We start from the raw sequence: 20,891 nt of genomic DNA, 5'->3' as shown, positions 1-20,891 counted from the left end.
GCGCACATCATCGCGCGCGAGATGGGCGTCAACCTGCGCCAGACCTCGGGACCGGTGCTGGAACGTGCCGGCGACCTCGCCGCGCTGCTGACCAACCTGGAGCCGCACGACGTGCTGTTCATCGACGAGATCCACCGGCTCAGCCCGGTGGTCGAGGAGGTGCTGTATCCGGCGCTGGAGGATTTCCAGATCGACATCATGATCGGCGAAGGTCCCGCCGCGCGCTCGGTCAAGCTCGACCTGCCGCCATTTACCCTGGTCGGCGCCACCACCCGCGCCGGCATGCTCACCAACCCGCTGCGCGACCGTTTCGGCATCGTCGCGCGGCTGGAGTTTTATACGGCGGAAGAACTCGGCTTCATCGTGCGTCGCTCGGCCGACCTGCTGCAGATGAACCTGGAGGCGGCGGGCGCACTGGAAATCGCCCGCCGCTCGCGCGGCACCCCGCGCATCGCCAACCGCCTGCTGCGCCGGGTGCGCGATTACGCCGAGGTCAAGGCGGATGGGCAGGCCAGCGGCGCGGTGGCGGATGCGGCGCTGGTGATGCTGGATGTCGACCGCGCCGGACTCGACGTGATGGACAGAAAACTGCTGTCGGCGGTGGTCGAGAAGTTCATGGGCGGCCCGGTCGGACTGGACAACCTCGCCGCCGCCATCGGTGAGGAACGCGACACCATCGAGGACGTGCTCGAACCCTTCCTGATCCAGCAGGGCTATCTGCAGCGCACCCCGCGCGGCCGTATCGCCACCCCGCTGGCGTACCGCCATCTCGGGCTTGCCGCGCCTTCCGGCGAATCCGGCGCGGAGTTGTTCTGAGCATGGCGTTTGTCTGGCCGGTGCGCGTGTACTGGGAAGACACCGACGCCGGCGGTGTGGTGTATTACGCCAACTACCTCAGATTCATGGAACGTGCGCGCTCGGAATGGCTGCGTGCGCAGGGATTCGAGCAGGACGTGCTGCGCGCCGAGGCGGGGGTGGTGTTCGTGGTGCGGCGGGTGGAAATCGATTATCTGTCGCCGGCGCGCTTCAACGACCAGCTCGATGTGTCGGTCGCGCTGCACGAGGCCGGACGTGCCAGCCTCAGCGTGCGGCAGGAACTTCTGCGCGGCCCAACCCGTCTGGCAGAGGCCGTCGTGACGCTCGCCTGCGTCGATGCGGTACGCTTCAAAGCCGTTAAAATGCCTGCGCCCCTACTTCAAGCCCTGACCCAAGCGACGTGAATCCCGAACTCAGCCAAGACCTCTCGCTGTTCCACCTCGTCCTCAACGCTTCGCTGCCGGTGCAGATCGTCATGGCGCTGCTGCTGGGCGCATCGCTGATGTCCTGGTGGTTCATTTTCATCAAGCTGTTCGCGCTGAAGCGCGCGCAGCGCATGACCGACCGTTTCGAGCGCGAATTCTGGGGCGGCGGCGACATCAACGCCATGTACCAGCGGGTGGCCGCCGAACGCGAGGATGCGGGCGAAATGGAGCGCATCTTCGAGGCCGGTTTTCGCGAGTTCACGAAACTGCGGCGGCAGACCGGCCTGTCGCTCAACGTCATCGTCGACGGCACCCGCCGCGCCATGCGCGCCACCTACCAGCGCGAACTCGACGGACTGGAATCGCACCTGTCGTTTCTCGCCACCGTCGGTTCGGTGTCGCCCTACGTCGGCCTGTTCGGCACGGTGTGGGGCATCATGATCGCATTCATGGGGCTGTCGAGCGTCGCCCAGGCCACCCTTGCGCAGGTCGCCCCTGGCATCGCCGAAGCGCTGATCGCCACCGCGATGGGCCTGTTCGCCGCGATCCCCGCGGTGGTCGGCTACAACCGCTACACCCACGACATCGACCGCCTGGCCAACCGCATGGAAAGCTTCATGGAGGAGTTTTCCAACATCCTGCAGCGGCAGGCGACCAAGGCGGTCTGACGGACATGGCGCTGGTGCAATCAGAAACGAAGAAGGTACAGATTGCCATGTCCGTTCCCTCTCCCCGCCCTCTCCCGCTTGCGGGCGAGGGGGGCAACGTGTCGCGTATGCGACATTTGGGTTAAAGCATGGCGCGGACCCGCAAACAGGTCGCCCAGATCAACGTCGTGCCGATGATCGACGTGATGCTGGTGCTGCTCGTCATCTTCATGGTGACAGCGCCTTTCATCAACCCCGGTCAGGTCGACCTGCCGAGCGTCGGCAAGACGGCGCAGTCGCCGGCGCAACCGCTGGAAATCATCATCAAGGAGTCGGGTGAATATCAGCTGCGCAATCGCGCGACCGGCGGCAGCGCGCGGGCGGTGACGAAATCGGCGCTGGCGGACGAAATCGCTGCGCTGCATCGCGCCTTGCCGGATCAGCCGGTGGTCATCGCGGCGGACAAGAATGTCCGTTACGAGGAAGTGATGAATACGATGACGCTCTTGCAGCAGGCGCAGATCACCCGCATCGGACTGCTTGCCCGTCCGGCCCCATGAACCTTCCGGCAGACGCGCCTTCCGTCTCCCGCCCGGCTCCCCGCCTTGCGGCCGGCGTGCTGGCGCTGGGTGTGCACGCCGTCTTTGTGCTGCTGCTGGTGTTCGGCGTGTCATGGCAGACCCAGCATCCCGCGCCGGTGATGGTCGATTTGTGGGAAACCCTGCCCAAGGTCGTGCCGCCCGTCGCGGCCAAGCCGCCCGAGCCGCCGCCCCCGCTTCCGGTGAAAACGCCTGAGCCGGTCAAGGCCGCGCCCGCACCCAAGCCGGTGGTGGACGAGCCGCCGCTGCCCAAGGCCCCCGACATTGCGCTGGAAAAAAAGAAGGCCGAAACCGAGCGCCTGCAAAAACTCAAGGCCATCCAGGCCGAGGAAGAGCAAGTCCGCGCCGAGGCTGCCAGAAAGGCGCGCGAAAAACAGCTGGCCGAACAGAAAAAACGTGAGCTGCTGCGCCAGATGGAAGAGGATTTGATGCAGCGGACGGCGGACGAGGAGGCGGCCAGCGCGGCGCTGGCCATGAAACAGGCCGCGGAACGTGCCGCCGCCGGCAAGCGGCAGGCCGAACTGGCGCGCGTCGTGGGGCAGCACCGCGACCAGATCAGCGCCAAGGTGCGCGGCAATACCCGGCTGCCCGACAACCTGCAAGGCAATCCTGAAGTGCGCTGCGCGGTGAGGTTGTTGCCTACCGGTGAAGTACAGAGCGTGCGGGTGACGCAGAGCAGCGGGAATGCGGCGTACGACGAGGCGGTGGTGCGCGCCATCGAAAAATCCTCCCCCCTGCCGTTGCCGGCCGATCGGGACGCACGCGCCGCATTCGTGCCGGAACTTTCTTTCGTCCATCGCCCCAAAGAGTGAGCCGGATGCGTCCGGCGCAAGGCCGCAGGCGGCGCGCGGCAAAAAGCCCGGCATGCGGCCTATGCTAAACTGACCTACCCTATCAAGGGCTTTTGATCGAGATTCCAGTCCCCATGTTGCGTGCTGTTTTGCTGTTGCCTCTGTTGTGTTTTGCCTTGCTGGGCGCCTCGTTCCCTGCGCGGGCGGCGATGGAAATCCAGGTGATCGGCGGTGCGGCCAACAAGATCGCGGTGGCAATGGTGCCGTTCAAGGCCGCGCCGGGCCAGCCTGTGCCCACGCTGACCCAGATTGCGGGGGACGACCTCAACCGTAGCGGCCAATTCCGGCTGGTGGATGTCGGCGGGATGCCGCAGCCGGCCGAGTCCGCACAAGTCAACTACGATGCCTGGCGAAGCAAGGGGGCGGACGCCATGGTGATCGGCCAGGTGGCCGCATTGCCAGGTGGCCGCTTCGAAATCCGTTTTCGTCTGCTCGACGTGGTCAAGCAGACGCAGCTGGCGGGCTACAGCTACACCATCTCGGCGGCGCAATGGCGTGCGACAGCGCACCAGATTGCCAATATCGTGTATGAAAGGCTGACCGGCGTCCCGGGCGCATTCGGCAGCCGCATCGCTTATGTGCAGAAGCAGGGCAAGTCCTTCGAGTTGCGCGTGGCCGATGCCGACGGACAAAACCCGCGCACCGTCGTGCGCTCTGTCGAGCCGCTGATTTCGCCGATGTTCTCGCCCGACGGCAGCCGCCTGGTATACGTGTCGTTCGAAGACAAGAAGCCCATTGTGTATGTGCAGTCCTTGCAGGACGGCGCCCGCCGCAAGCTAGCGGCATTCAAGGGCTCCAATTCGGCGCCGGCCTGGTCGCCCGACGGCAGGCGCCTGGCCGTGGTGCTGACGCGCGACGAGGCGTCGCAGATTTATCTGATCAACGCCGACGGCAGTGGGCTTACCCGGCTGACCAGGGGCGGCAATATCGATACCGAGCCGGTGTTTTCTCCCGATGGGCAAACCCTGTATTTCACCTCGGATCGCGGCGGCAGCGCACAAATCTATCGTATGGCGGCCAGCGGCGGCGAACCCAAACGCGTGACTTTTAACGGCAGTTACAATGTTTCCCCCGCGATCAGCCCGGATGGACGGCACCTCGCCTACATCAGCCGTGATGGGGGGCGGTTCAGCGTGGTGCTGCATGAACTGGCTTCCGGACAGACCCGTGTGCTGACCGATACCGCGCGTGACGAATCGCCCAGCTTTGCGCCCAATGGCCAGGCCGTCCTGTATGCCACCGTAGAGGGTGGACGTGGGATACTGGGCACGGTGAGCCTGGATGGCAAAACGCGCGCGCGTCTGTCCGAGTCGGGCGTCGATGCCCGCGAACCGGCCTGGGGACCATGAGGGCCGGGTATATTTGTTTCGAGGCGAGGGACGCTGCGGGGGGTGAAACCCATGCCGCTCTCGCGCCAAACCGTTTTCATTAATAGGGAGGAGAGACTGATGAACAAGATTTTCTGGCCCATTCTGCTGGCATTGACCCTGTCTGCGTGCGGCACCACCGGCGGCACGCAAGCAACCGTTGAAGACCGCACCGGCGGCAACGCTGCCAGTGCCGGGCAGGGCGCCGCTGCCGGCAAGGCCGCCGGCACCGAAACCTCTGCGCTGGGTGGCGCGGGCGTGGCGGGCAGCGCGCTGGATGGCAGCTATGCCGGCGATCCGCGGAAGAACCCGGCCAGCCCGCTGTCTACCCGCAGCATATTTTTCGATTTCGACAGCTTCGTGGTGAAGGCCGAATACCGTCCGGTGCTCGAAGCGCATGCGGGCTATCTGCTGTCCAAGCGCGATGCGCGCGTGATTCTGCAGGGCAATGCCGACGAACGCGGCAGCCGCGAATACAACCTGGCGCTGGGGCAAAAGCGTGCCGAAGCGGTGCGCAAGGCGCTGGGCGTGCTGGGCGTGGCCGAAGCGCAGCTGGAAGCGGTCAGCTTCGGCGAGGAAAAGCCGCGCAATGAAGCCAGCACCGAGGAAGCGTACGCCGAGAACCGCCGCACCGATGTGGTGTATGCCGACGAGTAAGCGGTTTTGATGCGCTACGGTTTGATTCTCGCTTCCGTCGTGCTCGCGCTGGCCCAGCCGGCGCGGGCGGACACCGCCGAGCTCGCCCGCCAGGTGCAGGCGCTCGATGCCCGCATCGGCAAGCTGGAGGGTGCGATTCAGCAAAATCAGCAATTGCTGGGTCTGCTGACGGAAGTCGAAACGCTCAAGGCCGAAATCGCCCGGCTGCGAGGTCAGGCGGAAGTCCAGGCGCACCAGCTGGACACGCTGGGCAAGCGGCAGAACGACCTGTATGTCGACCTCGACCAGCGCGTAACGGACCTCGCCAAAGCAGCCAAACCGGCGCCGGTTGCCGCGGAACCCTCCAGCGCGCCTGCCGCACCGGTCGCCGCCGCACCCGCATCCGCCGCCGCCACGCCACAGCCGGATCCGCAACTTGAAGCACGCGGCTATGAAGCGGCGCTCGGCCATTTCCGCGAAGCCAACTACGCGGGCGCCATTGCCGGATTCAAGGGCTTTCTCAAGGCGTATCCCGATAGCGCGCTGGCCTCCAATGCGCAATACTGGATCGGCTATTCGTATTACGCCCTGAAGGATTACAAATCCGCGCTGGCGCACCAGCAGAAACTGGTAGCGGTCTATCCCGCCAGCGCCAAGGTGCCCGACGCGCAACTCAATATCGCCGCCAGCCAGATCGCGCTCGACAACATCGACGGCGCGCGCAAAACGCTCGAAGAACTGGTAGCCAAATATCCCGGCACCAACGCGGCCAATATCGCCACCCGCCGGCTGGCCGCATTCAAGTAGGCTCCCGTGTCCGGCCCCGTTACGCTCCGCCCGCCAGAGGCAGGCCGTGCTTGTTCCAGCGAGTATCCTGAAGGGCATACAGGGGAGACCGCGGCGGCAGGGTCGACCGAGCGGCAACATGAAGACGCTGAAGCCCATGTGGAATCGTATGCCCCCGCTACTACGCTGCGCCTGACGGAGGTGTTTTTGTCCCTCCAGGGCGAAACCAGCCGCGCGGGTTTGCCGACGGTGTTCATCCGCCTGTCGGGCTGTCCGCTGCGCTGCCGCTGGTGCGACACGCCTTACAGCTTCCAGGGGGGCGAAACCGTGACCCTGGGCGCATTGCTGGCGCGGGTGGCGGAATACGGCGTGCCCACGGTGTGCGTCACCGGCGGCGAGCCGCTGGCGCAAAAAAACTGCCTGCCGTTGCTGGCCGTGCTGTGCGACGCCGGCTATTCGGTGTCGCTGGAAACCAGCGGCGCGCTCGATATCGGCAAGGTCGATCCGCGGGTGTCGCGCATCGTCGACATCAAGCCGCCGGCATCGGGCGAGGCGGCGCGCAACCGCTGGGAGAACCTCGCCCATCTCACACCGCACGACGAAATCAAGTTCGTCCTGGCCGACCGCGCCGACTACGAATGGGCACGCGAGATCATTCAGGCCCGGAACCTCGCACGGATCTGCCCGATCCTGTTTTCGCCGGTGCAGGGCGAACTGCCGCCGGCGCAACTGGCCGACTGGATCCTGGCCGACCGGCTGCCGGTGCGGCTGCAGGTGCAGTTGCACAAGGTGCTGTGGGGCAACGTGCCGGGCAAATGAAACCCGCGGTCATCCTGCTTTCCGGCGGGCTGGACTCCGCCACCGTGCTCGCGATCGCGCGCGAGGCCGGTTACGCCTGCCATGCGCTGAGCCTGGACTACGGCCAGCGCCACAATGCCGAGCTCGCCGCCGCGGCGCGGCTGGCCGCAAGTCTGGGGGCCGCCGAGCATCGGGTGGTGCGGCTGGGGCTGGGGGATTTCGGCGGCTCGGCGCTGACCGATGCGGCCATTGCCGTGCCCGAAAACCCGACCGCGGGCATTCCGGTCACCTACGTGCCCGCGCGCAATACTGTGATGCTGGCGCTGGCGCTCGCCTGGGCCGAAGTCCTGGGGGCGCGCGACATCTTCATCGGCGTCAATGCCGTCGATTATTCCGGCTACCCCGACTGCCGTCCCGAATTCATCGCCGCATTCGAACGCATGGCCAACCTGGCGACCCGTGCCGGCGTCGAAGGCGCGAAGCTTCGCATCCATGCACCGCTGCAGCATCTGTCCAAGGCGCAGATCGTCCAGCGCGGCGTCGCGCTTGGCGTCGATTACGCACAAACCGTGAGCTGCTATCAGGCCGATGCCGACGGGCGCGCCTGCGGCGTGTGCGATGCCTGCCGCCTGCGTCGCCAGGGATTCGCGCAGGCAGGGGTGTCCGACCCCACGCGCTATAAAACAATCCCCGCGGATTCGGCCTGAGCGATCGGGCTTTCCACCCGCGTATCCAGCCTGCGGGCCGGACGGCATGACGGGTTTTCCTTACAAAAACCATCATAGGGCTTTACCCGGCCGCGCAGCTTCAGATATAATTTCGCGCTTTCGCGGATACGGTTTCTGTCACGCAGTTCAAGCCAAATCCACGGGTCGGTAGCTCAGCCGGTAGAGCAGCGGACTTTTAATCCGTTGGTCGCGAGTTCGAATCTCGCCCGACCCACCAGAATTGAAAAAGCCACGGTTCACCGTGGCTTTTTGCTTTTGTGCGCCATGTCGAAATTGTTTGGCGCCGGGGCTTGGGAAATCAGGTTTCGACGATACGTAGTTTGCACTTGGCTGGTCGAGCGTGAACAAGACCGATTGTAGTCCGAATTAAGACGGGGGCGGAATATGGTGTTTGACCCTGAGGTTTCCCCACGAATCACGCCGCCATGGCGCGGTTGATTGCGGCGCTCACCTGACTTCGCAACACGTACCAATAAGGCCGCGGAGCTTTGAGTTTCCGCAGCAGCGTGGGCGAATCGATCACGCGCTTTGCCAGCATCATCACCGATAGTTCTGCCCGGTCTTTACGGCACGTGCTCATCAATTGCAGATGCAGTTGCGCGCTCTTCGCGGCCTCGCCAATCAGCCGTTTAGCCATTTGTGCGATATGACCAATCAACAGCAGCGCTTGCAAACGCTGCTGTCCCTGGCTTCTCGACAACGTCAGCCCCGCACCCAGAACGACATTCTTCATGTCGCGAAACGCTTCCTCAATGCGCATACGCTGGGCATACAGTCTGACCACCGCCTCGGCGCTCAAATGTCCCAGGCTCGGCGAGCAGCTTAACAACCAGGGTTCGCGGTAACGCGCAGCGCATTTATTGGCCGTGCTGTTGTTCTGTTCCTTGCCGCTGGCGTAGCAATGCTTACGGCCTTTGGGTGAATGCTTGACCAGCACCAGACGGCACGTGAGCGGACGATTACGTACCGTTTCAAATGCCCCCAGGTCTGCCACCACGGTGCGTGCTTGTCCATATAGAAGCTTTGCGGGCAGCCAGTCATCTGTATTGCTTTTGCGCACGTAATCCCGGTTGCGCACCCGCCCAAGCCATTGCCAGCCTTGCGCTGCGATCAGCCGGAACCAAGGATTGCGAAACCCGGCATCGGTCATGACGATGGGAGGATGCGCGCTCTGGGGGAGGAGTTGTGCCAGTCGCTTGATGAAGCGCGTATGCACCGCAAGACTGCCCAGCTTCTTGCGGGGATGAACCTCTTCGTACAGGGTGATCGAGCGGCCATTGCAGATGACGGAAGCGCGTAGCCAATGCCATTGCATGTCCGCTGTCAGGCTTGACCAGTCCACGACAATGAGGAGTTGCGGCAAACCCGTCAGCCACTGCCGCGCGAGCGCGGCATAGAGGTCGAAGCGGTGCGCTTTGAGAGGGTTGTTGCCCAGCAGTCGGTCCACGCATTTAACGCGATGCCGCACGTTGGTTGTGCGGGGTGTGCCAACGGCCAGGGCAACGAGGCTGAGCGCATGGCCGTTTACTGAAGAGACCACCACATCATGCAGGGCGCGCCAGCGCGCGGCGTGCATCAGTGGCAAACAGCATTGCATGACTTGCGCTACGATGGTCTGTGTGTGCATGGCACGATCTCCTTGGCGGCTTCGACACCTCAAGGAAACTAAATCGCTGCCATGCATGCACTGTTTTTACTGAAAACTACCGCTTAACCAATTGATATGCAAGTCATATTCGTGGGGAAACCTCAGGGTCGGACTCCATTTCACACGCAGTGAACCAAGAGGCAGGGCTCGAATGGGTGCCAGCGCTTGACTGGTCCCGGGTCTCGCGATGTTCGGGTTCTGTTCTTCGCGAGATGCGCGGGTTAAACTTTCTGCTCTGCTGCCTTCTGCCAATCCGGGGGAATAACCGAACATGTCCCAGCAGCATCCCATCATTGCTGTCACCGGCTCGTCCGGTGCTGGCCTGTCCACGATACGCCACGCGTTCAAGTTCATTTTCGAGCGCCAGAACATCAAACCCGCGATCGTTCATGGCGACGGGTTCCGGCGTTATACCGATCGGCAGTTCACCGCCTTGCTCGAGGAAGCGCGGGGCAGCGGCCGCAAGATTTCCTGGTTCGGGCCCGAGTGCAATCATTTCCCGGAACTGGAGTCGTTTTTCAGGACCTATGGCGAATGCGGCAGCGGGGTGGTTCGCCAGTATGCGCACACTGCCGGGCACGGCGAGGAATTGGGGGTGCAAGCGGGCGAGTTCACGCCCTGGGCGCCCCTGCAGCCGGGCAGCGATCTCTTGTTCTACGAGGGGCAGCATGGCGGCCTGATGGCCAACACCTGGACGCGCCGCAAGGTCGACTCGCGCCACTTTCCGCCGGAGATCGACCGTCGCGTCGGTCGCCAGGGCATCGACGTGGCCCAGCACGTGGACCTGCTGATCGGCGTGGCGCCGGCCATCAACCTGGAGTGGATACAGAAGATCCACCGCGACTGCAAGAAGGGCACGTGCACGCCCGAGGAATCGGTGGAAACGATTCTGCGCCGCATGGACGACTACATCCATTACATCGTTCCCCAGTTCGGCCTGACCGACATCAACATCCAGCGCATGCCGCTGGTGGACACCTCCGACCCGTTCATTGCGCGCGACGTGCCGCTGGCCGACGAATCGCTGTGCGTCATCCACTTTCGCGACCGCGAGCGCCATGATTTTCCCGATTTGCTCAGGCGCATTCCCGACGCTTACATGTCGCGCCCGACCACGATGGTGATTCCTAACAATGACCTGCGCCTGGCCCTCGGCATGATTTGTGGTCCGATTCTGACCAGATTTATGGAGGCGCGCGGCGCCGCAACGGAGCGAGAATCAAAGGGGCCAGGGTGAACTGCCCGCGTTTTACCCTCCAGCATGTGCGGTGCAAATGCTTCACCGTTAACGCTCCGATAACGAACGCAATATGGACAGCGCACAATGTGGACGCGCGTCGCCTCGTTCGGGTATATATTAAGATTTCCACTCGTTGATCCCAAGGGTAGCCGCAATGTCAACTCACGTCCCGTTCGTATGGAGCGACGCTTTCGCGCTTGGTTATCGCAAGATGGACGAAACGCACCGCGAGTTCGTCGAGACGGTCAACGCCATGCTGAACGCTTCGGATGCTGACTTCGCGAGTGCCCTCGACGCGTTTGCCGATCATGCAAAGCGTCATTTCGACGAAGAGGCGCTGTGGATGAACAGCACTGACTTTCCGGCGGCAGGATGTCATATCGACGAACACAATGCGGTGCTGCACTCGGTCGAAGAAGTTCAGGCTGCGGTTGCGCAAGGCAACGTCGAGATCGGTCGCCGTCTGGCGGCTGAGTTGCAGCGCTGGTTTCCCGGACACGCCGATTATCTGGACAGCGCACTGGCGCAATGGATGGTAAAGCGGGCAGCCGGTGGCGTGCCCGTGGTCTTCCGCCGAAATGCCACCGGGGCCGTCGTCGACGAATCAAAGGGTCGGCTTCAGAAATAAACCAAAAGAAGTTGGCTCGGGGCCGAATTGTTTTTCGCTCGGCGGCTCCGCTGGAAATTTATTCGCCCCCAACCTTTTCGATCATGCGATCCAGCTCAGATGCCGTTTTCCGGGCTGCCACAATCTGGTTGCGTCCGCAGCGTTTGGCTTCATACAGCGCCACGTCTGATGTGCGGATCAGATCGGCAGGCGAGGCAACAGAAGCAAATTCGAACGAGGACACGCCGAAACTCAGGGTGACCTGCCTTGCCACGGGTGATGCTTCGTGAGGAAGGTTCAAGGCCAGGACTCGCTCGCGTATCTGCTCGGCCACGGATATCGCGCCGCTCAAATCAGTCTGCGGCAACAGGAATGCAAACTCTTCGCCGCCGATTCGGGCCGCCACATCGCCGGGGCGGGACAGCGTGTGATACATGGCCTGCGCAACTTCCACCAGGCATAGGTCGCCAGCCGGGTGCCCATAGTGGTCGTTGTATTCCTTGAAGTGATCGATATCGGCCGTGATGAGTGATAACGGCGCATTGTCGCGTTTTGCCCTTGCCCACTCCTTGCTGAGTTCTTCCTCGAACAGCCGTCTGTTCGGGATACCGGTAAGACTGTCCAGACGGACCAGATATTCCAGCGCCTGCGCCACCTCGATTGACGAGTACAGCTCGCGGCGCAGTTTTTCCGAGTCGCGAAACAGGCGGTGCACCCGGACGGACGTGGCGAGCATGGCGAGACCGAAGATGATCATCAGCAGGCCCATGACGAGATGGATGCGATCGCCCACCAGCATCATTCGTATGCTGATGGGTGCCACGACAGGAATGGCGAAGCACCAATAGGCGTGGCTCACGGACGACAGCAGCGGAACGGCTCCGGCCACCATGCCCCCCAGTACAAAAGCGAGAACGACCTGATGCGGGAAGGAACTGGGATGAAACAGGAGAATTCCGGACAGCCCCCACACCACCCCGGCAGCGCATGCGCCTGCCAGGAAATACTTTGTCCAGACAGCATGATCCGACTCGCTCCTGGGGGAGGCGTTTGTAAATGCCCGCAAGGTGAGAAATCGAGCCCCCGTGACGGCAATGAGCAAGCCTGACCAGGCCAGCAGGGCAGATGCGGGCACGGCGTCCCATAGAACCACTGCAAGCACGAATCCGTTGGCCAGATTGACGACCAGCGATATGGGGAGCTGACGAAAGCTCTGCGCAATCTGCGGGACAAGGATGCCCTGTTCCTGGGAATACGAAGATTGTTGGCCAGGGTTGTCCAAGGGCAAGTTCTCCTGACGGGGTTTCAGGGCAAATTGTCATTTCGCCTGCGCACAAGCATTTATCCAATATAGGTCAGGCTGCATGGACCATGGATGGGGCATACGCATGAGCTGCCGGGACTGGATTTGTTGCGATGACACCCACCCGCCGCCGCGCGAATTCATAGTCGATACCGTTCGCACCGCACCGCATGGGCCGGCTGGTTCCGGCCCGCATGCTTTTTGGGCATCCATTGCGGCGTGAGCGAGTAGGGCAGGTCTGCATGGGTCACCCGCGCCGGCGATGTGAACGCCTGATCGAGCGTGCGTACGAGCATCAGGCCAGCAAGACGATCCCCTGGTGTTGGCTGCGATCGGCCTGCGGCGGGAAGGGGCGCCGCTTCACTTCGTTGCCCTTGCTGTCGCGATAAATCAGTTCGTGGGTAGCGAAGTCGTATTCCGGGTGGCCGGGGTCGCACCAATGGTTGAGGAAGTGCACATAGAACGCCGAGAACAGACCTTGCGTGGGTTGGTCCTTTTGCAGCGCGAAGACGTATTCCGGCTGGCTGCGCAGCTCGTGGCCGTCGTGGCAATACTGCACCCACACGTATTCCCCGGTAACGATCAGGTTCCAGAAGGGTGGATCCTCGTAGAACTTGAGCGTGACCTGCTTGCCTGCGGTCGCCAGGGCAGTCAGCCGCTCGATCGTGGCTGCGGTCTCCTGGCAGTAGATGTCGAGCAGCGGGGCGGGGTCGCCCAGGGTGGCCATGCGCCGCATGGCGCCGGCGCTATAGGGGTTCATCAGCATGACCCGCAATTCGTAGCTGTGGTCGATTACGTTGTGCAGGTTGCGCCGGCGCGACACGAAGGTGTCGTATCCGGTGACCGACATCACCGATACGTCGCGGGTGCCGGTGATGCGGTCGAGCAGCTTGCGGTCGATCCGGCGCGAGAACCGGTTGTCCTCCTCGCGCACATGCACCAGCGAGACCAGCCGGTTCATCCGGTAGCTGAGGCGTCCCTGCCGTGCGCCCAGAAGCAGATTGAACAGCAGCACCAGCACGGCGGCAAAAACGATTTCATTGATCAGCAGGAGCTGCGAATCGTCTTTCATCATGGGCCACCAGGTAAAGAGGATGAACTTCGCCAGTGTGGGCAGGGAAAAAGCGATGCCGACAGCCAGCAGCGTGACGCCGACGTGGCTGAGGATGTGCTTGAGTGTCTGGATGAAACTGAAAAAATGGGGGCTGCGTGTCATATAACGTGCCTCCTGTCAGCGAAGGGGGCGGGTTGAACGGGCTCGGGTTCGTCTTCTGTCGTCTTCGGATAATCCGGGGCAGGTTGCCCGGGAGGGAAGGCAGGACCGGGTCCCGCCGGGAACAGGATCGGCTTCGTTCAGCCGGGCTGGAAAGCGGCTTCGCCCTGCTCCCTGGCCGCCGCCACGCGGCAACAGGCAGCAGGGACGTGTCAGCGTTTGCCCTTCAGGGCCGCCTTGCCGGCGGCGTCGGGCTCCGCGTCGACCGATTGCTTCATGTCGGCGCCTTTCGGGCTCATGCGCTCGGTGGCACGGTCTGCCCCCTTGGTCGCGCCGTCTTGCCATTGGGCGTTGCTATTGGCGCTGCCGGCGGGGCTCATGCGGGTCTCCGCGTTGCCGCCGGCCTGGGCCCCAACATTATTGGCGTTGACACCTACGCCCGCAGCCGAGGCGGCCGTGGCGAAGCCGGCCATGAGAACAGTCAAGAGCGTGCTGCGGATCGGTTGGGTTTTCTGCATCATTTTCGATACTCCTTGATGGATGAGATTTGAATAAAGGCTTTCATGTCGAGAAGCCGGGCTTTCTACAGCATATGCCGTGCCATGTTTGTATAGCCTTTATTTATCAATTGTTTATGTGCTGTTCGCGGTGTCGGCCAGGCTTCGTTTTGTCGCCATCAGACGACGCGATAAGGGGCGCTTGGAGGCAAGCCGTTATTAAAAAAAGAGATTTTCTGTCTTGTAATGGAGACAGCCGTCATTGCCCGGCGGCATCCCGCTGGTTGCGGGCGTCACCCGTTCCCTGGATGGGCCGCGTCTGTGCTCCCGCCGAAGCGTCGGGCCGCCAGAACGTGCGTGCGTTTCAGCCTCGACTGCACGGCATCGTAGTCGAACGCCCTAGAATGCGGGTTTTCGCACAAGGAAAGACGCCATGACCACCAAGCAGCGCTATCCCATCATCTATGTTCGCGGTTACGCGATGACCAGGGCGGAGATCGCGGAGACGACTTCGACGCCGTACATGGGACTGGAATGCGGCTCGACCAAGTCCCGTCAGGCGTGGAACGGGGCGGTACGCAAGGTGTTCTTCGAGTCGCCCATCGTGCGGCTGATGAAGCTGGGCTACAAGGACATCTACCAGGACGGCCTGCAACTGGAAACCGGGCAGATCGCGCCGGAGAGCATCATCATCCACCGCTATTACGATGTGGCCGATCCGGACTTCGGCTCTGGCGTGGTGCCCACGGTCGAGCAGGCGGCGCAGGGGCTGAGCGACTTGGTCCTGCGCGTGCGCGATCAGGTGTGCAGCGGCGGCCAGATGAAGCCCGCCGACTTCAGGGTCTACCTGGTGGCCCATTCCATGGGCGGGCTGGTCTGCCGCTGTTTTCTGCAGAACGACCGGATCGGCAGCAAGGAGGCGCGCAGGCTGGTCGACAAGGTGTTTACCTACGCCACGCCCCATAACGGCATCGAGATGGCGGGCAAGAACGTGCCGGGCTTTTTCGATCTGTGGGACATGAACAATTTCAACCGCGACAGGATGCGCGAATACCTGGCGATCAAGGACAGGAAAACCGCCGCGAATTCGCTCGACAACAAATTCGATCCGGCTCGCTTCTTCTGTCTGGTGGGGACCAACAGCAAGGACTACGACGTGGCGCGAGGCGTATCCCGCCTGCTGGCCGGGGAACTGAGCGACGGCCTGGTGCGGATCTCGAACGCCTACGTGGACGAGGCGCCGCGGGCACATGTCCATCGCAGCCACAGCGGCGCGTATGGCATCGTGAATTCGGAAGAGGGGTTCCAGAATCTGGTCCGCTTCCTGTTCGGCGATATACGCGTGGACGGTACGCTGTGGGTGGACGACCTGCCGCTGCCACCGATCGGTCTGGTGCGCAAGCTGCTCGGAACCCGCGTGGGCTACTACTTCGAAGTGACGGTGGCGACCCGGGGCGCGCTGGACTTCGACCTGACGCGGCGCACGATTGCGAACAACAGCGCCATCCTGCGCCAGCGCTCCGATCTGTTCGACGAGGAAGGCAAGCTGCTGAAGGCGGCGAGACAGCCCACCCTGTTCTCCGTGTTCCTGGATACATCGAAGCGGCCCCAACGAAGCAAGGAAATGATGTTCTCCGTTCAGCTTTCGGTATCCATGCTGACCTACCTGGGGGAAGAATCTTCGGTGGACCAGCATTACATGCCGGGCGAATACCTGTTCCGCGACACCATCGTCATCAGCGCGCTCCCTCCCGACACGCCCGACGAGTCATGGCGGGTGGGCTATGTCCTGGCCGACAGCGGATGGTCGAGTGCCGAGGACAGGATTGCCGAAAGCAGGAAGGATGAACAGGGCAAGCCCTACGTTGCCATTCCGCTGGAGAATCAGAAGGGCTTCAAGGCCACGCTGCGGCTGTATGGTACGCCCTGGCAGTGACGCGACAGTTTGCACGGAGTGCCCCGTGCCCTCCGCCCCGCCATGCGACGCCCTCGACGCTGACAACGTCTTATCCCGACAGTCTGACAGCGAGCGCGCGCAAAAGCCGTGCACCATCGCCCCGCCAGGCGCTGCCATGCATGCAGGCAAGGACGGCTGGCTCGGTCGAGGCCAGACGTTCCAGCATCCCGGCCGCGCTTGTCGTATGCGAGAAGTAATCCATTTGTGCGCGAAACGCTTCACTGGGGCCGAGAATGTCTGCCTCGGTGACCGGCGTGGAGCCTGCACCGGGCTGGGTGAACAAATCGCCGCAGAACAGGGTTTGGGTGCGCTCTTCCGTCAAAAGTCCGCATTCCCAGGCATGGGGGAGGTGCGGAGTATCGAGCCAGCGCACGCGATGGCGGCCAAGCGAAAGCGCCTCGCCGTCTGCCAGGGTGCGGGGGGAACGATCGGCCATATCGTTGATGGACACCATTCCCGCCACCTGGCTGCAGAGGGGGACGGCTTGCGGGGCGGCAGCCAGCCATTCGTTGAGCGAGCCGCATTCGTCTGCTTCGACATGGGAAAAGCCTATGTAACGCAGCGATTCTGGCGGCAGTACGCAGGCCACGGCTTCACGCACAAGCGCAAACATCTTGCGCAGCCCGGTGTGGAACAACAAGGGCTCATCGTCCTTGATAAGGTACTGGTTGAACGAAAATCCGCCGCTTCCTTCAAGCATCACCGGCGTGTTGATGCGATAAATTCCGTCGGCCACCTCATGAACGCGGGTTCCGGACTGTCGGTTGGTAATGGTCATGGCGCTTTCCTTTATGTCGATTTGACGTCACAAGAGCAAAGTCCGGGGCAGGTCAGTCTGACCCTGTTCGTTCTTTCTTGACGAACGAATATGAAACCAGGTAGCCAAGCGTTCCCAGCATTGCAATGCCGGTCACCAGGGCATACGCAGTGGAATGCGCGATCCTGGAGGGGCGCAAGCCGACCAGCACGAGGAGCGCGATGACAATCGCGATCACCGAGGCAATGAGGTACCAGGGCCACTCGCTCCGCTTCCATATATCCTTTGAAGCCCGATTCCAGCCGGCGACGAGCCCGCAGTACACCAGCAGGAGTGCCGGAGGCACACTGGGGTGCCTGATCCATTCCGGTAGCGACGAATAAATTGGCGCGTCGAGGAAATTCTTTGTGTTCTCGCTCAGCAAAACCAAGGTCGTGGCAAGAACCAGGAAGCTGGCGAGATCAATCAGCTTCATCCCGATCGTGTAATCGAACTTACGCTCCTCCACCGCCTCGGCCGTGTTTACTGCGTCATTGAAGATCATCAGGGCAACGAGGGTGATAAGCCCGGTGTCGGTTTCGCGGTTCAGGCTGAGCAGGACAGCCTGGCAAGCACCGAGGAAGAGGATGCCGAAGATGATGTTGTAGAAGGTCATTCGCAGTTTCCTCGTTCAGTCAGCCACGCTGCCGTGTCAGGTCACAAAACCTGGCCTATCCTGCGCCCTTTTTTCGGCGCGAACAATCGGCAGGAACAGCGGAGTCGCACATACGCAAGAACTGCAAGGCCAGCCCGGACACCCTGTTCATCCGCCATCGGGCCGGGAAGACGGGCGGATACGCCGGACGGAAGGAGGCGGGCCGCGCCTTTTCGGCAAGCCCTCGTTATATCCACCGCGATTTCTATACTGGGATTCGGGCAGGGAGCAGCGGGATGGATGGAGGGACGGAACATGGCCAAATGGATATTCGAACCAGGGCACTCCGCCGCGGAGTTTGCGGTGCGGCACATGATGGTGTCGCACATGCGCGGGCTGTTCAAGAATGTGCATGGCAGCCTCGACTTCGAGCCGGACAGTCCGGCGGACGCCGCCGCGGTCGAGGCCACGTTCAAGGCGGCGGGCATCTGGACGGGCGACGATGAGCGCGACGCGCACCTGCGCGGCCCGGATTTCTTGAATGTGGCGGCGCATCCGGACATCGTCTTTCGCAGCAGCGAGGTGCGCTGCGTGGGCGAGGCCGATTTCAGGGTCGCGGGCGACCTCACCCTCCGCGGGGTGAGCCGTCCGGTCGTGCTGGCCACGCATTTTCTGGGCCGCTGGCAATGTCCCTACTGGATGGGCGACAGGGATCTGGGGCCGACGCGGCGCATCGGCTTCGTCGCCACCGCGGCGATCAACCGCCACGACTTCGGCGTGAGCTGGAACGCGCCGCTGGAGCGCGGCGGCCTGGTCGTCGGCGACGAGGTCGCGATCACCCTGGACGTCGAGGCCATTCTCGAATCCGACATGCAGCGGATAGCCGGGATGCTGGGAGAACGCTGAGCGCCGGATCGGCGGAGCGGGATCAGGCCCTGCCGTTCGGGAAACCGGGCTCAGCCCTTCAACTTCGAAAACGCCGCCGCCATGGCGCCGTCCATCGCGGGTGCGGACGCCCGGTTCGGTTTTCCGCCTGCCTGCTTGCCCTGGCCGCGAGGGTCGCGCGGCGGCCGCTGCGCCGCCTGCGGCTTCCCGGCCGCCGGCTCCGCCGCATCCGTCAGCCGCATCGTCAGCGCGATGCGCTTGCGCTTCTCGTCCACTTCCAGCACTTTCACTTTCACGATCTGTCCGGCCTTGACTACGCTGTGCGGATCCTTGACGAAGCTGCTGGACAGCGCGGAGATGTGGACCAGGCCGTCCTGGTGCACGCCGATGTCGACGAAGGCGCCGAACGCCGCCACGTTGGTGACGACGCCTTCCAGAATCATGTCCGGCTTCAGGTCGGCGAGTTTTTCCACGCCGTCCCTGAAGCTTGCCGTGGTGAACTCGGGGCGCGGGTCGCGGCCGGGTTTTTCGAGTTCCCTGAGGATGTCGCCGACGGTGGGGAGGCCGAATTTCTCATCGGTGTATTTCGCCGGGTCGAGCGACTTCAGCAGGCTGCCGTTGCCGATCACGGCCTTGATGTCCTGCTTGATGTCGGCGAGGATGCGCTGCACCAGCGGATACGATTCGGGGTGCACGGCGGAGGCGTCGAGCGGGTCGGCAGCGTCCATGATGCGCAGGAAGCCGGCCGCCTGCTCGAAAGTCTTCTCGCCCAGGCGCGGCACCTCGCGCAGTTCGGCACGGCTGGCGAAGCGGCCTTTGGAATCGCGGTGGGCGACGATGGCCTGCGCCACGCTGTTGCCGAGGCCGGAGACGCGTGCAAGCAGGGGCACCGACGCCGTGTTGACGTCGACGCCGACGGCGTTGACGCAGTCTTCCACCACCGCATCGAGCGAGCGCGCCAGCTGGAACTGGCCGACGTCGTGCTGGTACTGGCCGACGCCGATGGATTTGGGGTCGATCTTCACCAGCTCGGCGAGCGGGTCCTGCAGGCGGCGCGCGATGGAGACCGCGCCGCGCAGCGAGACGTCCAGTTCGGGCAATTCGCGCGAGGCGAATTCGGACGCGGAATACACCGAGGCGCCCGCCTCGGACACCACCACGCTGGTCAGCCTCAATTCCGGGCGCAGCTTGATCAGGCCGCGCGCCAGCTTGTCGGTCTCGCGCGACGCGGTGCCGTTGCCGATGGCGATCACCGCCACGCGGTGCTTCTCGGCAAGCCGGGCCAGCGTGTGCAGCGAAGCGTCCCAGTCGTTCTTCGGCGGGTGCGGATAGATCACCGCGGTGTCGACCACCTTGCCGGTCTCGTCCACCACCGCCACTTTCACCCCGGTGCGGATGCCGGGGTCCAGCCCCATGGTGGCGCGCGGCCCTGCGGGGGCGGCCAGCAGCAGATCCTTGAGGTTGCGCGCGAAGACGTTGATCGCCTCGGTCTCGGCGCGGGCACGCAGCGCACCCATCAACTCCAGTTCCAGATGCATGAAGATTTTCGCGCGCCAGGTGAAGCGCACCGTGTCCATCAGCCAGCGGTCGGCGGGGCGATTCCGGTCCTGGACGCCGAAGCGGCTGGCGATGCGCGTCTCGCAGGGATTGTGCGGCGCGCTCCAGGCAGGCCGCTCCGCCTCGCTGTCGAGGCGCAGCCGCACGTCGAGCATGTCCTCGCGCCGCCCGCGGAAGAGCGCCAGCGCGCGGTGCGACGGGATGGTGCCGAGCGTTTCCGAATAGTCGAAGTAATCGGCGTACTTTTCCGCTGCCGCTTCCTTGCCCTCGCGTACTTTTGACTCGACGACGGCGTGTTCCTGCACATACTCGCGCAGGGATTGCAGCAGGCCCGCATCCTCGGCGAAGCGCTCCATCAGGATTTGCCGCGCGCCGTCGAGCGCAGCCTTGGCATCCGCAACGCCGGGGTTGTCGCCCTGCTCGGTGGCGAACGGATCACGCAGATACCGGGCCGCTGCCTCGTCCGGATTCAGCATCGGGTTTGCCAGCAAGGCATCCGCCAGCGGCTCCAGCCCGGCTTCCAGCGCGATCTGCGCCTTGCTGCGGCGCTTCGGCTTGTACGGCAGATACAGGTCTTCCAGCTGCGTCTTGTCGGGGGCCAGCGAGACGGCCTGCAGCAGCTCCGGCGTCATCTTGTTCTGCTCGGTGATCGACTGGATGATGGCGGCGCGGCGGTCTTCCAGCTCGCGCAGGTAGCGCAGCCGGTCTTCCAGCAGACGCAGCTGGGCATCGTCCAGTCCCCCCGTCGCCTCCTTGCGGTAGCGCGAGATGAAAGGCACCGTCGCCCCTTCGTCCAGCAGGGCGATGGCAGCGGCGACTTGCGCAGGTTTGGCCGCGATCTCGGCGGCGAGTCGGTGTTCGATGGAAGGAAGCATGGTTCGATCTGCTGAATGAATCGGCCTCCGCGTCGCGAGGCCGAGGGGTGAAGGGGTCGGTTGCG

The 20,891-nt window shown here is 63.4% G+C and carries 21 protein-coding genes and 1 tRNA gene; 15 read left to right on the top strand and 7 right to left on the bottom strand.

The window, feature by feature from the left end:
• The 11 genes from ruvB to Q0L94_RS02135 all read left to right on the top strand — a co-directional run.
• Positions 1–816 (top strand): Holliday junction branch migration DNA helicase RuvB (gene ruvB, locus Q0L94_RS02185; protein ID WP_296749675.1); only part of this gene is annotated, 816 nt, incomplete at its 5' end.
• Between the two features lie 2 nt (positions 817–818).
• Complete coding sequence (ybgC, locus tag Q0L94_RS02180; RefSeq protein WP_296749673.1) at positions 819–1,220, top strand: tol-pal system-associated acyl-CoA thioesterase; 402 nt, start codon at positions 819–821, stop codon at positions 1,218–1,220.
• Positions 1,217–1,909 carry a protein TolQ gene (gene tolQ, locus Q0L94_RS02175; RefSeq protein ID WP_296749671.1) on the top strand — a complete coding sequence of 231 codons (693 nt, stop codon included), beginning with the start codon at positions 1,217–1,219 and terminating at the stop codon, positions 1,907–1,909. The genes ybgC and tolQ overlap by 4 nt, the downstream gene beginning before the upstream one ends.
• 128 nt (positions 1,910–2,037) lie before the next feature.
• Complete coding sequence (gene tolR / locus Q0L94_RS02170; RefSeq protein WP_296749670.1) at positions 2,038–2,448, top strand: protein TolR; 411 nt, start codon at positions 2,038–2,040, stop codon at positions 2,446–2,448.
• Positions 2,445–3,299 carry a cell envelope integrity protein TolA gene (locus Q0L94_RS02165; RefSeq protein ID WP_296749668.1) on the top strand — a complete coding sequence of 285 codons (855 nt, stop codon included), beginning with the start codon at positions 2,445–2,447 and terminating at the stop codon, positions 3,297–3,299. Before tolR ends, Q0L94_RS02165 begins: the two co-directional genes overlap by 4 nt.
• A 113-nt stretch (positions 3,300–3,412) precedes the next feature.
• Positions 3,413–4,687 carry a Tol-Pal system beta propeller repeat protein TolB gene (tolB, locus tag Q0L94_RS02160; protein ID WP_296749665.1) on the top strand — a complete coding sequence of 425 codons (1,275 nt, stop codon included), beginning with the start codon at positions 3,413–3,415 and terminating at the stop codon, positions 4,685–4,687.
• A 99-nt stretch (positions 4,688–4,786) separates the two neighbouring features.
• The gene (gene pal / locus Q0L94_RS02155) at positions 4,787–5,362 is read left to right on the top strand and encodes a peptidoglycan-associated lipoprotein Pal (protein ID WP_296749663.1); all 576 of its coding nucleotides are present in this window, start codon (positions 4,787–4,789) and stop codon (positions 5,360–5,362) included.
• A 9-nt stretch (positions 5,363–5,371) separates the two neighbouring features.
• Complete coding sequence (gene ybgF / locus Q0L94_RS02150; RefSeq protein WP_296749662.1) at positions 5,372–6,148, top strand: tol-pal system protein YbgF; 777 nt, start codon at positions 5,372–5,374, stop codon at positions 6,146–6,148.
• Between the two features lie 180 nt (positions 6,149–6,328).
• A complete protein-coding gene (queE, locus tag Q0L94_RS02145; RefSeq protein WP_296749660.1) occupies positions 6,329–6,946 on the top strand; it encodes a 7-carboxy-7-deazaguanine synthase QueE in 618 nt (205 codons plus the stop codon).
• On the top strand, positions 6,943–7,632 hold the full coding sequence (queC, locus tag Q0L94_RS02140; protein WP_296749658.1) for a 7-cyano-7-deazaguanine synthase QueC: 690 nt from the start codon (positions 6,943–6,945) through the stop codon (positions 7,630–7,632). The genes queE and queC overlap by 4 nt, the downstream gene beginning before the upstream one ends.
• 162 nt (positions 7,633–7,794) lie before the next feature.
• Positions 7,795–7,870: transfer RNA gene (locus tag Q0L94_RS02135), tRNA-Lys, on the top strand.
• A 198-nt stretch (positions 7,871–8,068) separates the two neighbouring features.
• On the opposite strand, the gene Q0L94_RS02130 is transcribed toward Q0L94_RS02135, so the two are convergent.
• Positions 8,069–9,280 (bottom strand): IS4 family transposase, encoded by a 1,212-nt coding sequence (locus Q0L94_RS02130; protein WP_296749656.1) that lies wholly within the window; start codon positions 9,278–9,280, stop codon positions 8,069–8,071.
• A 292-nt stretch (positions 9,281–9,572) separates the two neighbouring features.
• Here Q0L94_RS02130 and Q0L94_RS02125 point away from each other — a divergent pair, with 292 nt between their 5' ends.
• Both Q0L94_RS02125 and Q0L94_RS02120 read left to right on the top strand, forming a co-directional pair.
• A complete protein-coding gene (locus Q0L94_RS02125; protein WP_296749654.1) occupies positions 9,573–10,538 on the top strand; it encodes a phosphoribulokinase in 966 nt (321 codons plus the stop codon).
• Positions 10,539–10,695: 157 nt separating this feature from the next.
• On the top strand, positions 10,696–11,169 hold the full coding sequence (locus Q0L94_RS02120; RefSeq protein ID WP_296749653.1) for a hemerythrin domain-containing protein: 474 nt from the start codon (positions 10,696–10,698) through the stop codon (positions 11,167–11,169).
• 58 nt (positions 11,170–11,227) lie between these two features.
• Here the strand turns inward: Q0L94_RS02120 and Q0L94_RS02115 are convergent, their stop codons facing one another.
• The 3 genes from Q0L94_RS02115 to Q0L94_RS02105 form a co-directional block, all read right to left on the bottom strand.
• Positions 11,228–12,430: a diguanylate cyclase gene (locus Q0L94_RS02115; RefSeq protein WP_296749651.1), complete on the bottom strand. Its 1,203-nt coding sequence runs from the start codon at positions 12,428–12,430 to the stop codon at positions 11,228–11,230.
• 316 nt (positions 12,431–12,746) lie between these two features.
• Positions 12,747–13,667: a hypothetical protein gene (locus Q0L94_RS02110; RefSeq protein WP_296749649.1), complete on the bottom strand. Its 921-nt coding sequence runs from the start codon at positions 13,665–13,667 to the stop codon at positions 12,747–12,749.
• Between the two features lie 209 nt (positions 13,668–13,876).
• The gene (locus tag Q0L94_RS02105) at positions 13,877–14,185 is read right to left on the bottom strand and encodes a hypothetical protein (protein WP_296749647.1); all 309 of its coding nucleotides are present in this window, start codon (positions 14,183–14,185) and stop codon (positions 13,877–13,879) included.
• A gap of 409 nt (positions 14,186–14,594) precedes the next feature.
• On the opposite strand from Q0L94_RS02105, the gene Q0L94_RS02100 reads away from it, so the two are divergent.
• Positions 14,595–16,097, top strand: coding sequence for a hypothetical protein (locus Q0L94_RS02100; protein WP_296749645.1), 1,503 nt, complete (start codon positions 14,595–14,597; stop codon positions 16,095–16,097).
• A gap of 70 nt (positions 16,098–16,167) precedes the next feature.
• Here Q0L94_RS02100 and Q0L94_RS02095 read toward each other — a convergent pair whose 3' ends face one another.
• Together Q0L94_RS02095 and Q0L94_RS02090 are read right to left on the bottom strand one after the other, a co-directional pair.
• Complete coding sequence (locus Q0L94_RS02095; protein WP_296749643.1) at positions 16,168–16,896, bottom strand: MBL fold metallo-hydrolase; 729 nt, start codon at positions 16,894–16,896, stop codon at positions 16,168–16,170.
• Positions 16,897–16,948: 52 nt separating this feature from the next.
• A complete protein-coding gene (locus Q0L94_RS02090) occupies positions 16,949–17,530 on the bottom strand; it encodes a hypothetical protein (protein ID WP_296749641.1) in 582 nt (193 codons plus the stop codon).
• 294 nt (positions 17,531–17,824) lie between these two features.
• Here Q0L94_RS02090 and Q0L94_RS02085 point away from each other — a divergent pair, with 294 nt between their 5' ends.
• Entirely contained in the window at positions 17,825–18,415 is a 591-nt protein-coding gene (locus Q0L94_RS02085) for a YceI family protein (RefSeq protein WP_296749639.1), read from the top strand.
• A gap of 50 nt (positions 18,416–18,465) precedes the next feature.
• Here the strand turns inward: Q0L94_RS02085 and Q0L94_RS02080 are convergent, their stop codons facing one another.
• Entirely contained in the window at positions 18,466–20,826 is a 2,361-nt protein-coding gene (locus tag Q0L94_RS02080; protein WP_296749637.1) for a Tex family protein, read from the bottom strand.
• Positions 20,827–20,891: the final 65 nt, after the last annotated feature.

It is taken from the genome of Thiobacillus sp. (assembly GCF_024708915.1).
The sequence above is the reverse complement of the archived record's forward strand: the minus strand, read 5'-3'. Positions and strand labels throughout refer to the sequence as shown.

Coding starts and splice junctions, on each gene's coding strand:
- Q0L94_RS02080 (WP_296749637.1), bottom strand. CDS start 20,826: ATGCTTCCTTCCATCGAACACCGACTCGCCGCCGAGATCGCGGCCAAA.
- Q0L94_RS02105 (WP_296749647.1), bottom strand. CDS start 14,185: ATGATGCAGAAAACCCAACCGATCCGCAGCACGCTCTTGACTGTTCTC.
- queC (WP_296749658.1), top strand. CDS start 6,943: ATGAAACCCGCGGTCATCCTGCTTTCCGGCGGGCTGGACTCCGCCACC.
- Q0L94_RS02090 (WP_296749641.1), bottom strand. CDS start 17,530: ATGACCTTCTACAACATCATCTTCGGCATCCTCTTCCTCGGTGCTTGC.
- ybgC (WP_296749673.1), top strand. CDS start 819: ATGGCGTTTGTCTGGCCGGTGCGCGTGTACTGGGAAGACACCGACGCC.
- Q0L94_RS02130 (WP_296749656.1), bottom strand. CDS start 9,280: ATGCACACACAGACCATCGTAGCGCAAGTCATGCAATGCTGTTTGCCA.
- Q0L94_RS02100 (WP_296749645.1), top strand. CDS start 14,595: ATGACCACCAAGCAGCGCTATCCCATCATCTATGTTCGCGGTTACGCG.
- Q0L94_RS02095 (WP_296749643.1), bottom strand. CDS start 16,896: ATGACCATTACCAACCGACAGTCCGGAACCCGCGTTCATGAGGTGGCC.
- tolB (WP_296749665.1), top strand. CDS start 3,413: ATGTTGCGTGCTGTTTTGCTGTTGCCTCTGTTGTGTTTTGCCTTGCTG.
- Q0L94_RS02125 (WP_296749654.1), top strand. CDS start 9,573: ATGTCCCAGCAGCATCCCATCATTGCTGTCACCGGCTCGTCCGGTGCT.
- Q0L94_RS02085 (WP_296749639.1), top strand. CDS start 17,825: ATGGCCAAATGGATATTCGAACCAGGGCACTCCGCCGCGGAGTTTGCG.
- tolR (WP_296749670.1), top strand. CDS start 2,038: ATGGCGCGGACCCGCAAACAGGTCGCCCAGATCAACGTCGTGCCGATG.
- ybgF (WP_296749662.1), top strand. CDS start 5,372: ATGCGCTACGGTTTGATTCTCGCTTCCGTCGTGCTCGCGCTGGCCCAG.
- Q0L94_RS02120 (WP_296749653.1), top strand. CDS start 10,696: ATGTCAACTCACGTCCCGTTCGTATGGAGCGACGCTTTCGCGCTTGGT.
- Q0L94_RS02165 (WP_296749668.1), top strand. CDS start 2,445: ATGAACCTTCCGGCAGACGCGCCTTCCGTCTCCCGCCCGGCTCCCCGC.
- Q0L94_RS02110 (WP_296749649.1), bottom strand. CDS start 13,667: ATGACACGCAGCCCCCATTTTTTCAGTTTCATCCAGACACTCAAGCAC.
- pal (WP_296749663.1), top strand. CDS start 4,787: ATGAACAAGATTTTCTGGCCCATTCTGCTGGCATTGACCCTGTCTGCG.